Below are 14,300 nucleotides of genomic sequence, written 5' to 3'. Positions count from 1 at the left end.
GAATGCCGCCGCTCCTGCCGCCATGACCTTTTCGGCAGTGCCCCTGAAGGTCAGCCGGCCGGTCAGTGCCTCGGTGCCCGTCCATGCGAAGATCGCCAACGCACCGATTGGAGGGGACTGGATGTGCCATGGTGCCTTGCTTACGGTGGGTTCAATGCCCAGCTTGCGTCAGGGCGCCGACCGCCAGTAAGAATCGTTCACGCACTTCTTGCGGAATCATGAGGGAAGGCACCAGCGTGCGCAGGGCGCCGGGATGGCGCGGGCGCTCGATGGTGACGCCCGCAAGGCCCTTTTCGCGCAACAGCCCGTTGGTGGTGTCAAGGACCGTTTGGTGCGTCTTCTGGCTTCGGGGACGCGTGCTGACATGCCAAATTCCCTCGCTCAAACCGTCCCTCCTAAAGCAAAGTGACACCTTGCTTTAGTATCCGAGATGAAGAGCCACGTGGAATCCGTGAGTGACTGGGGGCACCCGCGGTTGGCGGTTAAGGGCAGCCCGATTGGACGGAATTCGATATCCGGCCGCGGAAGATCGGAGTCGGCGTGGGTGTTGCCCAGCGGCGAAGCCGCCGTTAAAGGTTTGAGCACCGGCCGGAAGATTCGGGGGAATGAATCGTTTATCCAACCGGTGCTCGCATCACTCGCACCTTCATGAGGTAGTAATGACTCTAGGGCCAGTGTCTATGGATTTGATGTGCCTAGCCATGATGTTGGGTGTGAAGGCGGTGTTCATCGTGCCGCCTGGCAATTGGTTTTTTCACCCGCCCGGAGGCTTGCAGCTGGCCAATATCAGTGCCGGTGAATCGACTTGTAGCTCAGGTACGCGGTCAACCCCTCGGGGCCGTATTTGGTACCCAACCCGGAGTCATTTCGCCCGCCGAAGGGCGCGGCATGGTTGGACGCGAAGAAATTGATGCCAACGCTGCCGGTGGCCATGCGCTCGGCGGCGGCCTGCGCAGCGTTGATGTCGGCGCCAAAGACGAGGCCACCCCAAGCCGAACTCGGTGTTGTTCGCCAACGCGGTGCACTCATCGATCCCGTCGTAGCGCAGGATCGAAATTACCGGTCCGAAGATTTCCTCCCGGGCAATCCGCATCCCGGGCAACACGGCCGCAAACACCGTCGGAGCGACAAAGTAGCCGGCGTCCAGGTCACCGCCCAGCTGGGCCGTGTGCCCGCCGGTGGTGGCGCGCGCCCTCGGCCTCGCCCGAGCCGATGTACTCGATCACCGTCCGATACTGGCTGTCGGTGGCCGACGGGCCAAAGACCGTGGCAGGATCCAGCGGATCACCCTGGGGTGCGGCGGCAACCGTGTTCGTCACCATGTCCACGACCTCGTCGTAGAGCTGGGCCGGGGCGAGGATGCGCGTGGAAATGTAGCAGGTCTGCCCCGTGTTGCGCATGCAGGAGCGAATCAGGTTCTCGCCCATGGCCCCCAGATCCGCGTCCGGCAGCGCCAGCGCGCTGGATTTCCCGCCGAGTTCCAAGGTCCACCGGTCGCCGCAGCTCCCCGCAGGTCGCGGCGATCTTGCGTCCCACCGCCGTGCATCCTTGAGTGTAGGCGAGCACCGGCGGCGGAAGCTGGGCGGATCTGGAATCGGGGGAGTGTCTTCAGGTGCCCGGGCGCAGTTCCCGGCTTCGGGGCCACAGGTTGGCCTGTTCCAGCGCGATCAACCCACGAGCCATGACGGTGGCTTCGGGCGTGAAGAGCTTGCCAAGCACACGCGTGGCACATAGGCGCAGGGCCTGTCCGCGGTGCAGCCCAAACCAGTCCATGATGGTGTCGAGTCCGTGCGGGGTCAGCCGCCAAAGCTTGTCGGCATCCTTGACGATTTCGTCGTCGGGGTTCAGGGCATGGGGGCGGGAATCGTGCCCGTCGATTATTGCCGCGACCTGTTCGACCACCAGCGAATCCACGCCGAGGGACTCAAGGATCTCCGTGGATAGGCGGGCGCCTTCTCTTTCGTGTTGCAGGACCAGCTCCGGACGTCCCCCGCCGGGGGCGATGGCGGCGAGCACGAGGCCTGGTTCCACCTGGGACCAGCCAATGTCATGCAACATCATGGCCGGCAGCACCACTCCAGGGTCTGCCTGTGGACGTGCATGAAGCAGCGAAGCGGCCAAGGACAAGGACAAGAGGGTGTGGGCATCGTTGTCGCGCACGGCCAGCAGTGCCCGCGCCCGCCCCCAGATTTCACCCAGAAGAGGGTGGGTCTCGAAAAGGTCGGGCATCGGGGGTGGGATGTGCTCGGAGGTGTCTAGCCCGAAGTGGTTGGCCTGCGGATGCACTTTGATCATGGGCACATACTTGCACCTGCACCCGTTTTTCCCAAGGGTTGTTTTCGGGTCAGGGGAAGACGCTGATTATTGCCGGACGTGGGGTCAACGGAGTGCCCGGCAGCTGGAGGGTCATTGACGGGGCCCTGCTTCACTTTGGGTGGGACGGGAGGCAAGGGCGAACCTGGACATCATGGCGGAGGTGCTCGCCGGGCTGGCCGGCGGAAGCTGGTCGGTTGACGCCACCTCATTCCTTTTGCGGCAAAAAGAGTCCCTGCAGCGGCATGTTCATCCTGGTCATCGATCCGATATTCAGGAGACGGGGCCTTCCCAGGCGATTGCGCCTCCACCTCGAGCGGCTCCAAAGGAACTGCGGGGTACGGCTCCCGGGGCGCCGTGGTGCCCCCACTGAGCCAACGGACAGCCAACACATCTACTTGCCGGAGGAGCTGTTCGAGCGGCTGCGGCATGCGGGGCAGCCGGTCCGTGATCGGCGATCATCACAGGGCGGCGGGTTGCGGTGGTGCCGCGCCCCGGAAAGTTTGGTCGCGATTGTTAAATGGTTGAGCACCGGCCGGAAGATTATGGGGGATTCTTCCGACCGGTGCTCTCATCACTCGCACCTTCAAGAGGTAATAACGACTCTAAGGGGCGTGCCTGTGGTTCACATGTGTGAAAGCCGGGCATTCCATGTGTTTGGGTCCGGACCCATCAGGCCCGCTGAACCAGCGGGACGGCGGCCGTTCTGGCCGCGGCCAAGACGGCGACACCATAACGCGGCAATGTGAGGACACCGTCGGACACCCGGATGCCCAGCAAGTCAACCGAACCCTGCGGGGCCGTCACCGCCAACGGCTCGGTTCCGTGGTTCAATACGAAGGTGTAGTCGGTGTCCCCGTCGCTGCGGGTAACCACCTCGAGCACGGTGTCCGGCACGGCGCGCGCTCGAAGCCCCGCGGCGTCCAGGACCTGGCGGAAGAGGGCGTCCAAGCCCGCTTCCTCCGGCACCACCCCGAGGTACCAGGCGGAACCGGACCCGGAACAGGCTCGCCTGGTCACGGCCGCGCGCCCGGCCAGTTCGCCGCTGGTGTGCGACCCCAGCACCTCGGTGCCGGAAACGAGTTCCAGCCATTCGCTCCAGATCGACACGGCAAAGGTTTCGCCCGCAACCTCGAGCTTTTCCTGGACCCCGTCGGGAATCGGCCAATGCTCGTCGACCTCCACGCCCAGCAGCTCGCGCAACGGACCTGGTGCGCCGCCGGTGTGGACCTTCTCCGTCTCATCGACCACGCCGCTGAACGGGCCGATGACCAGCTGGCCGCCACGTTCCACGAAAGCGGTGAGTGCGGCTGCCTGCTCGTTGGTAGCGATGTAGAGGTTCGGGACCACGACGACGTCGTAGCCCTCGAAGGTATCGGTGGCGCGCACCGTGTCCACCGGGTGCCCGAGGCGGAAGAATGCGGCGTTCCAGGCGCGTGCCTGCACCGCGTAGTTCAGGCGCTGGGACGGCAGGGACTCGGTGGCGGAGGAGCCCCACCATGAATCCCAGTCGACGACCAGGCCCACCGAGGCGCGCACGCGCGTCCCGCGGACCGGCTCGAGTTTCTTGAGCTCGGCGCCCAGGGCCTTGGTCTCCTTGAAGCTGCGTGATTCCTCGCCGCGGTGCCCGAGCATCGCCGAGTGGAACTTCTCCTGGCCGAACTTGGCCTGGCGCCACTGGAAGAACATGGCCCCGTCGGAGCCGTGCGCGATGGCCTGCAGCGAGTCAATGCGCATCTGGCCTGGGGCCTTGGGCACGTTCACGTCGCGCCAGCTCACCGCGCTGGCCGACTGCTCGAGCAGCAGCCACGGGGCCCCGCCCTTCAGCGAGCGCATCAACCCGTAATTCAAGGCGGCGCCCACGTGGGCCAGCGGGTCGGCCGGGTCCGGGTAGGCGTCATCCGTGACCAGATCCTCGGCCGCGGCGAAGTCCCAGTAGTCAAGATCGCGCAGCAGTGACATGAAGTTGGTGGTGACCGCGATCTGAGGGGTCACCTCGCGCAGCACATCGACCTCCACCTGGAAGAGCTCGAGCAAGGCATCGGAGGAGAAGCGCTCGAAGTCCAGTAGCTGGGTCGGGTTGATGGGTCCAGTGGCCGTGCGGGGTGGCTCGATGTGTTCCCATTGGGTGTAGCGCTGGCCCCACACGCCCACGCCCCAGGCCTCGTTCAGGCCCTCGAGCGTGCCGTAGCGCTTGAGCAGCCACCTGCGGAAATCCACGGCAGTGGCCGGGCACCAGCAGCGCGATACGTGGTCGCCATATTCATTGGACACGTGCCACAGCGCCAGGGCGGGGTGGTCGCCGTATCGTTCGGCCATGGCCCGGGTCATCCGGACAACGTGCTGGCGCCAGACCGGCGAGCTGGGGCAGTAGGCCTGGCGCGAGCCGAACTCCAGCCGCTGGCCATCGACGTTGTGCGGCAGCATCTCCGGGTGCTGGCGGATCAGCCAGGACGGAGGTGTGGCCGTGGCCGTGGCCAGATCGATCTTGATTCCGGCGTCCCAGAGCACCTCGATGATCCGGTCCAGCCAGCCCCAGTTGAACACGCCGGGGCTGGGCTCGAGCTGCGGCCAGGAGAAGACCGGAAGGCTGACGATGTTCACCCCGGCCTCGACCATGAGCCTGGCGTCTTCGGCCCAAGTCTCCTCCGACCACTGGTCGGGGTTGTAGTCCCCGCCGTAGGCAAGGGCATCGAGCCGGATAGACCGGGGTTCAATCATGTCCGTTCCTTTCTGTGGCGGCACCTGCCGCCGGGTGTTTGTCAGTGGGAGCTGTCCGCTCCGCACGTGTGCCAGCCCGTGCGGGCCAACGGTGTCGTGGGTGCGCGTTCTTGGCCGGGGCCTACCAACGCTCGCTGGTGCTCAGTTGCACCGCAAGGTCGATGAACAGCGCGGCTGACCAGCCGAACGCGGTGGTCGCCGTCTTGGCTTTCTGGCCGGTGACAGGGTTGAAGTACTCATGCGGGCCGCCGCCGTGAATGACAAGTTTCACCGTCTGCTCGGCCAGGGCGCGGGCACGTTCGGACTCGCCCGAGTTGCGCAGCCCCTCGATGACCAGCGAGTTGGTATTGATCCATACCGGGCCGCGCCACATGCGCTCGGTGGAGAAGTTGGCGTCGTCGGCCGCGACGGTCGGGATCGACCATTGTGTGCCGAACCTATCCGGGTTCTCCAGGTCGCCGAGCATCCGTTGCTTGATGGGTTCCGGCAGCGATCCGGTCAGCAGCGGCATGAGGCCGACCACCGCGAGGCTGGACACCGGTTCCCCGGCGGCGCGGGCCTGGAAGAAGCCGCTTGGCTCGTCCCACATGCCCAGCAGCAGCTCTTGGGTGCGGGTGGCGCGGGATCGGTGCTTCCGGGCCAGTGCCTGCCAGCCTTCCCGGCCCAGTCGCTCGGCGAATCCCGCCAGCTCCAGGTCCTGCAACACCAGGTAGGCGCCGAGGTCCGGGGCGGTGGTGGGGAGTGGGCCGTCGAAGATCGGGCTGTCGTCGAGGCCCGAGGAGTAAGGGTGGCCGTATTCGGGCATGCCGTCGCCGTCCAGGTCGGAGGCGGCGAACCACCAGTCCTGCGAGCGTCGCAGGGTTTCGAGCTGGGCGTCCACCCAGTCCTCGCCGCCGAAGCTCTCCGCGGGCTGGACCTCCAGCACCTTGCGCAACGCCCAGGCCGCCAGCGGCGGCTTGGTCAGCGGCACCGGGGCCGAGGGATCGGCGATTGCGGAGCCGGCGCGGCGCAGGGTCTCGCGGTCGGATGCCGGAAGGTCGTCGCTGGTGGCCAGGATGCCGAGCTCGTGCACCACGTCCGGCAGCTGGCCGTCCTCGCGCGGGAAGCCGAAGGCCAGGGACAGTTGTTCGCGGGCCAGTTCCGGGTCGCCGTGGCGCAGTCCCACGGCGATGAAGTACGCGTCCCACTGCCACAACCCGACGTAGCCGATCTTGGAGGGGACCACCGCGCGGGCGGATCCCAGGGCCGGCATCTCGACGATGTTGGCGCCCAGCACCCACCAGCAGAACGCGGCCATGTCCCGCAGGTCCTCGCGGACCTCCGGGCACTTGGCAAACCATTGAAGCCAGATCGCCTCGGTCGCCGCCACTTGCGCGGCGTGCCGGTCCGCGTGCGTCGCCACGGCCCGGCGGTCGGTGTCGATGGTGAAGCGGATGGAGTCGGCGGGACCGTCACCGAGTGCCATGGACTGCTCCGTGCCGTCCGGGGTTTCCCAATGGACCGCCACCGGCCCCCGGTGCCTGGTGCCGGTGCCGATGCTCAGCGCGGCGGGGCCGGCAAAACTCAGCGTGGCGGCGCCGCCGCCGAACTCGATCACGTGCGGCAGCACCCGGGTAACGGGCAGGACGCGGCCGTCGGTGCCGTGCACCCGGAGGTTCTCGAAGACCACGCATTCGGCCAGCCGCTTCTCGTACTCGGAGGTGCACACCCTCAAGCCCTCGTCCTGGGCGAAGATGATCAACCGCGAGCGCGGCAGCGTGAACGGCGCCTGGACCAGGTCCAGGTGTCCGCCGGCGGCCTCGAGGTTCTCGCGGGCGCTCGTGGTTTCGGTCGGGATAGGCATTGCTTATTTTCCTCCCAGGCCGGATGCGGCCATGCTGTTCAGGATGCGGCGCTGACCGATGACAAAGGCGATGAGGATCGGGATGGTGGCAATCGAGGATGCCGCCATGACCAGGCCGTAGTTGACCGAACCGAACTGGCTGGTGAAGCTGGCCAGCAGCAACGGCACCGTGTAGAGCTCCGGGGAATTCAACAGCACCAATGGGAACAGGAAGGAATTCCACACGCTCAGCGCGGTGATGATCACCAGCACGCCCAGGCCCGGCTTCAGGTTTGGCAGGATGACACTCCAGAAGAGGCGCCAGCGGCTCGCGCCGTCGATGACCGCGGCCTCCTCGAGCTCCTTGGGCAGCGCCAGCACGAACTGGCGCATCAGGAACACCGCGAAGGGGTTGACCATCATGGCCGGTACGATCAGCGCCAGGTGGGAGTCGATCCAGCCCATCTTGCTCATGAGCAGGTAGAAGGGCACGAGGGTGACCTGCGCCGGGATCATCTGTGTGGCCAGGAAGACGATGAAGATGGCCTTGGAACCGCGGAACTTGATGCGCGCGAACGCGTACCCGGCCATCGATGCCGTGACCAGCGTGCCGAGGATGGACAGCACCGCGATGTAGAGGCTGTTGAGGTAGGCCCGCGCAAACGGGACGGCATGCCAGGCCTCGGTGAAGTTGGACCAGGTCCACGGATCGGGCCAGAAGCTCAACGGATCCTGCAGCAACTGCGGCAGCCCCTTGAGCGAGGTCGCGATCATCCACAGGAACGGGAAGACCATGGCAATGCCCGCCACGAGCAGCACGATGTGCAGCGTGGAGGAGATGCCGATGGCCGCCAGGCGTTCGCGCAGCGGTGCCTTCGCGGTGGTCCCGGCGGGAGCCTTGGTTTCTTCAAGGTTCTGGGTGCTCATGCTGCATCATCCTCGTAGTGGACGAACTTCTTCTGGGCGCCGAACTGGATGGCCGTGATGACCAGGGTCATGACCAGCAGGATTACGGCGGCGGCGCTGGAAGGACCGAACTGGAAGCGCCCGAAGCCCAAGTCGTAGATGTGGTAGACGATGGTCCGGGTGGCGTTGTCCGGGCCGGCGTTCTGGGTCAGGACGAACACGGTGTCGAAAGTTTGCATCGAGGAAATGAACGCCACGATCGTGGAGAAGAAGATTATCGGGGACAGCAACGGCAGGCGGATCTTGGTAAACAGCGACCACCACCCGGCGCCGTCGATGCGCGCCGCCTCGATGACCGCGGGGGAGATATTCTGCAGGCCGGCGAGGAAGATGATGACGTTCAGGCCCAGCGAGGACCAGATCGACACGATCGCCACGGCGATCAGCGCGAGCTTCGGGTCGCCCAGCCAGTCTGGCGGGGTGATCCCGAAGATCTTGCCGATCGTGGCGCTGAAGATCCCGTCGGAACGGAACATCTGCTGCCAGATCATGGCCACTGCCACGGTGCTTGTCACCACGGGTGCGAAGAACAAGATCAGGTACAGGGTCCTGGTCTTGAGCTTCTCCAGGGCCACCGCGATGACAACCGCCAGGCCCAGCCCGATCGGGACCGTGATCAGTGCCAGCAGCAGGATGTTGATGATCGACTTGTGCAGCAGCGGGTCGGCCAGCTGGTCTGTGAAGTTCTTGAATCCCACCCACGTCAGGTTCGTCAGGCCGTCCCATTGGGCAAAGGCCAGGACAAGGCTTGCAGCAAACGGGATGAGCACGAACAAGACCATGCCAATGACCTGCGGGCCGATGAAGACGTAGCCCCAGGCGCGGTCGCGCTTGCGCCAGCCTGCTTCCTTGCGCATTTCGGGGAACGGGCCCTGGGCGGAGAAATGCCTGGTTTTCACTCGCGCGGGTTTCTCCGCGAGTGTGGCGCTCATTTCCCGGACTTCGATGCGATGAGGGCCGCAACCTTGTCGAGGGTTCCCTGCGCGTTGCTCTTGCCCTGGTAGAGCTCAAGGAACAGGTCCGAGACGTCGGTGGAAAGTGCCGGAACGGCGCCTTCGGCGGCGTAGTTGGCGAAGCCGATGTCGCGCATGTCCAGGAAGGTCTGGGCGTGCTTCGGGTAGTTGTCCTCGAGCACCACGCCGTCGGCGCCCTTGATGGAAGGCACTGCGTTGCCGCCGCCGGTCAGGCGGAATTTCTGGCCCTCGGCGGAGAGGAACTCGGTCCAGTAGGTGAACGCGGCGTCCTTGTTCTTGGTGTCGGCGTTGACTGCCAGGTAGGAGGCTGCGATGCCCGTCGGTGCCGGCTTGCCGTCCGGGGTCGGCCAATCGACGATGTCGTAGCCCTCCTGGACATTGGCACCTTTGAGGGTTCCGATGGTGTAGCGGCCCTGGGCGAAGAAACCGGCCTTGTGGGTCACGAACTTGCTGTCGGCGCCGGCTCCGGAGGGCAGGGAATCGGCGTCGACGAACGTCTTGTCCTGGAAGTACCTGCCGAGGGTTTCAACGGCGGCAAGGGTCTTGGGGTCCTTGTTGCCGACGAAGGTGCCCGACCCGTCGTAGGCGGTGCCGCCCTGGGTGGAGATCCAGCCGTAGTGGGTGGCCCAGTAGTTCCAGAACATGGAGCCGATCAGGCCCTTGGCGGCGATCTTGTCATTCATTTCAAGGAACTTGGCGGTGGTCCACTTGCCTTCGGCGGCAAGGCTTGCCGGATCCTCGGTGATGCCGACCTCTTCCAAGACCTTCTTGTCATACCAGAATGCGTCGTTGTTGACGTCGTTGGGTGCGGCGTAGGTGATGCCGTCCTGCTGTGCGGCGCCGAAGGTACCGGCGAAGAAATCGTCTTTCTTGGTCTTGCTGGCGTCCGAAGCCATCAGATCATCCAGCGGCATGAGGCGCTTGGAGCCGACGAATTGGCCGAGCTTGTCATCACCGACGTAGAAGACGTCGGGCGCGGTCTTGCTGGTGAGTTGGGCAAGAAGCTTGGAGTGGTATTCGCCGTAGCTGGCTACCGGCTGGAGCTTGACCTTGATTTCCGGGTGGCGCTTCATGAAATCGGTGTTGAATTCGGTGAAGCGGGTCAATTCCTCCGGGGTGCCCCAGGTACTAAAAACTATGGAGCTACTGCCATCAGCGGCCGGGCCGGCAGTGGTTCCGGATCCGCCGCTGCATGCGCTCAAGACCAAAGCGGAGGCCATGGCAACGCCTAGGGACAGAACGCTTCTTCTTTTCAGATCCTTGGAATTCCACATGCCAATACCTCTTTCGGTGAGAACGGTCGATTCTTTGCCGCGACGGTTCAAAATGATGCCATCAGCCCGGAGTGCGGAGTGATCGACGCCACAGCGATAGTTGTATTCTGTATACATGAGACACTCTGTGTCAAGTTCCACTTTGTTTGTTTGTGTTCGAAGCAAGGCGTCGGCCCGGGCTTGCCGATCGGCACGTGGCCGCGCAAATACGTGATATTCCAGGCCTCACCACCAGCAATATTGCACATGCCGCGTGATTTTGGTTGCTTTTGTTTGAAATCGAACAAAGTGTCTTGAGGTCGACTTCGGCCCCCGAGGTCGCGCGGGGACTTCTGCGCGTTCCCGGGGCCGCGCGGCGGTGCGCCCGCACATGTCGCGCCTGGCCCCCGTTCGAATGGCACCCCGGGCGATTGCCCGCCGTACCCTTGCCCGCGCTCGGCACCGAGGGGCCCTGCGGTGGACGGATTGAGGGGGCAGTGGGCTTGGGGAGACTGCGCGCATCGACCTCCAGCTGGTGGATAAACATTTCACTGCTCGGTAATGGCTCATGGAACCGAAGAGATTTCCCATGGCCGTCTATGTTGCCGGCGATTTCGATTCCCGTTGCCTCGCAGGTAGCCCGATGAAGGGGGCACGCAAGCGAACGGGCCGGAAGAATCCGGCCCGCTCGAGGCTTTCGTTGGCAATTCAGTTGTTCGTCCAGTGGCTCTTGCGGCTACTGGGTACGGTAGGACGAAGCCGTCCCGCCGGCGAGCTCGCCTCCATCGACGATCAATTGCTGCCCGGTGATGAACCGGGCCTGATCCGAGGCCAGGAAGAAGAAAACGTCGGCAATCTCAGCCGGATCGGCGTGCCTGCGCATCGGAATCCGCTCGTTGACCTCCGCCAGCATTTCGTCCGTGTATTCGCTGCGCTGCATCGGGGTGAGCACGTACCCCGGGCTGACGCAGGCGGTGCGAACCCGGGGCGCAAGCTCCAGGGCGACGCTACGGCAAAGTGCGAGCACGCCTGCCTTGGACGCGTTGTAATCCGAGTACCAGGGGTACCCCGCCGATCCGTTGGTGGAGGCGGTGGCCAGCAGGGTGCCGGAACCCGCCTCGAACATGACGCGGCCCGCAGCCTGCCAAAGGTTGATGACGCCGAAGAGATTGATCTCCAGCAATCGGCGGATGTCTTCCGGCCTCATCTCGAGGAACGCATGCCGGGTGCTGATGCCGGCATTGGCGATGGCCGTATCGATCCTGCCTTCCTCGGCGGCGATGCCTTCCACCACCGAGCGGACCATGGCCGGATCGGTGACGTCGCATTCGTGCCACTGCACGCCGCCGGAAGCGTTTGCCGGCGGCTGCCTGTCCAAGTTGAAAACCCTCGCACCCGAGGATGCGAAGCGCTGGGCGGTGGCTTCCCCGATGCCCGAGGAGGCCCCGGTGATCACCAGCACCGATGCCTGGTGTGTCACGGTATCAGTCATGGTCGCTCACAGCACCTTGGAGAGGAACTGCTGGGTCCTTTCGTGTTGCGGGTTGGCGATGAGCTCGCGGGGATTTCCCCTTTCGACCACGACGCCGCCGTCGATGAAGGCCAGCGAATCCGCGACCTCGCGAGCGAAACCGATTTCGTGCGTCACCAGCACCATGGTCATCCCCCCGACCGCCAGGGACTTCATGACCTCCAGCACCTCGTCGACCAGCTCCGGATCCAGGGCAGAGGTTGGTTCGTCGAACAGCATGACCTGGGGGTCCATCGCGAGGGAGCGTGCGATGGCGACGCGCTGCTGCTGGCCGCCGGAGAGCTTCATGGGGTACTTGTGGCCATGGCCGGCCAGCCCCACACGCTCCAGGAGTTCCTCGGCGCGTGCCAGGGCCAGCTTCTTTGATTCGCCCTTGACCCGGGCGGGACCGCAGGCAACGTTTTCCAGCGCCGTCATGTTGGCGAAGAGATTGAAGCGCTGGAAAACCATGCCGACATTGAGACGGAGCTTCGCGTACTCGGCGGAATTCCACTCATGGAACTTGCCCTTGCGGTAGTTGAATCCCACGTCTTCGCCGTCGATCCGGATGCGACCGCCGTTGGGTTTTTCCAGCGCGTTGAGGCAGCGCAGGAAGGTGGACTTGCCCGAGCCCGAGGGGCCGATGATGCAGGCGACCTCCCCGGTCTCGACGGAGAAGTCGATGCCGGAGAGCACCTGGTGGTTGCCGAAACTCTTGGTGACCTGTTCGGCCAGCACCAGTGGGAGGTGCCTGTCTGTTCCTGTCTGCGCGAGTGAAGTCGTGGTGCTGGTCATGGGGTGCTCCTTGGCGGTTCGGTGCGCAGGCGCTGGCCCAGCACCGCCAGGTTGTCGCGGGAAAAGAACGGATTGGAGAACCTCTGGCGCTTGCCGGTGATGGGACGGTCCGCCGTGCCGAACTTCTTTTCAAGCTTGCCCTGGAAGTACGTGGCGATGACGGTCATGGCCATGTACCAGATGCTGGCCACGATCAGCAGTTCCATGATCTTTCCGTTTTGCTTGTAGATCTGGCTGGCGTTGGTCATCAGGTCGTTGCCCGCGACCACATAGACCAGCGAGGTGGTCTTGAGCATGGAAATGAACTCGTTGCCGATCGGCGGGATGATGATGCGTGTGGCCTGCGGCAGCACCACCACCCACATTCGCTTGAACGGCGTCATGCCGATGGAGGCGGCGGCCTCGGCCTGGCCGGGATCCACGGCCTGGATGCCCGCGCGCACTGTTTCCGCCGCGTAGGCGCCCAGGTTCAGGCCCAGGCCAAGCATGGCCGCGGTGAAGCCGGTCATGACAACGTTGGTGTCCCACATGTAGCCGATGTTCGTGAGCGGGATCTTGATGACCAGCTGCGGGAACAGGAAGGCCAGATTGAACCAGAAGATCAGCTGGACCAGCACCGGGGTTCCGCGGAAGAACCAGATGTAGAGGTTGCTGATCCACACGGCAACCGGATTGGCCGAGAGCTTCATCATCGCCAGGGCCACCCCGATGGCCAGGCCCATGATCGTGGCCAGGATGGAGAGCTGGATGGTGACCAGCACACCGTCCAAGATTTTGGGAAACGTCAGGTAGTAAAGGACGTTTCCCCAGATGATGTGGTCATTGGTGGCCAGCACCCAGACGAACCAACTGATGCCAGCGATGCACAGCAGCGCCACTATGAGGCGTCCCGGGTGGCGTAGCCGGACGGTGTTGCCAGGCCCGGGTTGCTCGACCAGCCGCGGCGGTGCTGCGACTTGTTCCTGGGTCATTGCTTACTTGCCCTGGTTGACGGTGGCCTCGGGAAGCGCCATCCGGTCCAGTTCCCAGGCGCCGAGAATCTCGGCGTAGGTGCCGTCCTTGATGAGCTTGTTCATGGTGTCCTGGATCAGCTTCACCAATTCCTCGTTCTTCGGGTCGATCGCGATGCCGAACAGGGAGCTGCCCGGGATCTCGATGGCCTCCAGTGCCCCGTTGGATTCCTTGGCACGGAAGACCGCCACCGGGTAGTCGTTCAGGCCGGCGACGGCGCGACCGTTTTGCACCTGCAGCAGGGCCTCGGGGTCGTTGGCGAAGCCCAGGATCTTGATGGGCTTCTCGTTCTTGGTCTCGCAATCCTTGCTGAACTGTTCGGCCAGCTGCATGTAGTACCCGTTGTCGAGCACTGCCATGGTCTCGCCGCAGAGGTCTGCCGGGGACTTGATACCCTCCGGGTTGCCCTTGGCGACCATGATCGAGCCCGAGGACTTGGCGTAGTCGACGAACGAGACCTTTTCGCGGCGCTCGGCGGTGTCGTTGAAGCCCGACATCAGCACATCGAAGCGGCCCGAGACGACGCCGGGCATCATGCCCGATACGTCCGAGTTGCTGATCTTGGCCTCGACCCCCAGCAGGTTGCCCATGGCGCGGGCCAGGGACATGTCCACGCCGATCATGGTCTTGCCGTCGGTGTCAAACATTTCCATTGGCGGATAGCCCTCGGCCGCCGCGATCTTCAGTCCGCCGGTCTTGATGGCTCCCGGAACGCGGGCCGCGAGGTCGGCATCGACATTGATGGCCGCGATCTGGGCGGCCGCGAGGTCGCCCGTGGGCGCCGCATTCTTGAAGACGCCCGCCGCCGCGGCACCGGAGGACGAGGGGGTTTCGGCGAGGGACTGGCCGCCGCATCCGGTCAGGGCTGCTGCACCCAGAGTGAGAACGGCAGTGAAGATCATTCCTTGTTTGAAGGATTTCATGTGTTTCTCCTT

The 14,300-nt window shown here is 64.4% G+C and carries 12 protein-coding genes and 1 pseudogene; all 13 read right to left on the bottom strand.

Annotated features, from left to right (window positions below; translation table 11 throughout):
* Positions 1 to 151: 151 nt before the first annotated feature.
* The gene (locus tag DQ353_RS09610; protein WP_113762533.1) at positions 152 to 385 is read right to left on the bottom strand and encodes a hypothetical protein; all 234 of its coding nucleotides are present in this window, start codon (positions 383 to 385) and stop codon (positions 152 to 154) included.
* Between the two features lie 401 nt (positions 386 to 786).
* Positions 787 to 1,029 carry an aldehyde dehydrogenase family protein gene (locus tag DQ353_RS22240; RefSeq protein WP_286166715.1) on the bottom strand — a complete coding sequence of 81 codons (243 nt, stop codon included), beginning with the start codon at positions 1,027 to 1,029 and terminating at the stop codon, positions 787 to 789.
* 19 nt (positions 1,030 to 1,048) lie between these two features.
* Positions 1,049 to 1,484, bottom strand: a pseudogene (locus tag DQ353_RS22235) (aldehyde dehydrogenase family protein); the annotation flags it as partial.
* A gap of 124 nt (positions 1,485 to 1,608) precedes the next feature.
* The gene (locus DQ353_RS09600; protein WP_113762532.1) at positions 1,609 to 2,295 is read right to left on the bottom strand and encodes an HD domain-containing protein; all 687 of its coding nucleotides are present in this window, start codon (positions 2,293 to 2,295) and stop codon (positions 1,609 to 1,611) included.
* 690 nt (positions 2,296 to 2,985) lie between these two features.
* Positions 2,986 to 5,034: a beta-galactosidase gene (locus tag DQ353_RS09595; RefSeq protein WP_113762531.1), complete on the bottom strand. Its 2,049-nt coding sequence runs from the start codon at positions 5,032 to 5,034 to the stop codon at positions 2,986 to 2,988.
* A 121-nt stretch (positions 5,035 to 5,155) separates the two neighbouring features.
* Positions 5,156 to 6,877 (bottom strand): amylo-alpha-1,6-glucosidase, encoded by a 1,722-nt coding sequence (locus tag DQ353_RS09590; protein WP_113762530.1) that lies wholly within the window; start codon positions 6,875 to 6,877, stop codon positions 5,156 to 5,158.
* A gap of 3 nt (positions 6,878 to 6,880) precedes the next feature.
* Entirely contained in the window at positions 6,881 to 7,783 is a 903-nt protein-coding gene (locus DQ353_RS09585) for a carbohydrate ABC transporter permease (RefSeq protein WP_113762529.1), read from the bottom strand.
* Complete coding sequence (locus DQ353_RS09580; protein ID WP_286166713.1) at positions 7,780 to 8,754, bottom strand: carbohydrate ABC transporter permease; 975 nt, start codon at positions 8,752 to 8,754, stop codon at positions 7,780 to 7,782. Before DQ353_RS09580 ends, DQ353_RS09585 begins: the two co-directional genes overlap by 4 nt.
* Entirely contained in the window at positions 8,751 to 10,016 is a 1,266-nt protein-coding gene (locus DQ353_RS09575; protein WP_286166712.1) for an ABC transporter substrate-binding protein, read from the bottom strand. Before DQ353_RS09575 ends, DQ353_RS09580 begins: the two co-directional genes overlap by 4 nt.
* A gap of 769 nt (positions 10,017 to 10,785) precedes the next feature.
* Positions 10,786 to 11,541, bottom strand: coding sequence for an SDR family NAD(P)-dependent oxidoreductase (locus DQ353_RS09570; protein ID WP_113762527.1), 756 nt, complete (start codon positions 11,539 to 11,541; stop codon positions 10,786 to 10,788).
* Between the two features lie 6 nt (positions 11,542 to 11,547).
* The gene (locus tag DQ353_RS09565; protein WP_113762526.1) at positions 11,548 to 12,354 is read right to left on the bottom strand and encodes an amino acid ABC transporter ATP-binding protein; all 807 of its coding nucleotides are present in this window, start codon (positions 12,352 to 12,354) and stop codon (positions 11,548 to 11,550) included.
* A complete protein-coding gene (locus DQ353_RS09560) occupies positions 12,351 to 13,325 on the bottom strand; it encodes an amino acid ABC transporter permease (protein WP_113762525.1) in 975 nt (324 codons plus the stop codon). Before DQ353_RS09560 ends, DQ353_RS09565 begins: the two co-directional genes overlap by 4 nt.
* Positions 13,326 to 13,328: 3 nt before the next feature.
* Positions 13,329 to 14,288 carry an ABC transporter substrate-binding protein gene (locus tag DQ353_RS09555; RefSeq protein ID WP_113762524.1) on the bottom strand — a complete coding sequence of 320 codons (960 nt, stop codon included), beginning with the start codon at positions 14,286 to 14,288 and terminating at the stop codon, positions 13,329 to 13,331.
* Positions 14,289 to 14,300: the final 12 nt, after the last annotated feature.

Source organism: Arthrobacter sp. AQ5-05, assembly GCF_003287975.1.
In the GTDB taxonomy this organism is placed as follows: domain Bacteria; phylum Actinomycetota; class Actinomycetes; order Actinomycetales; family Micrococcaceae; genus Paeniglutamicibacter.
This window is presented reverse-complemented; position numbering and strand designations above follow the sequence as displayed.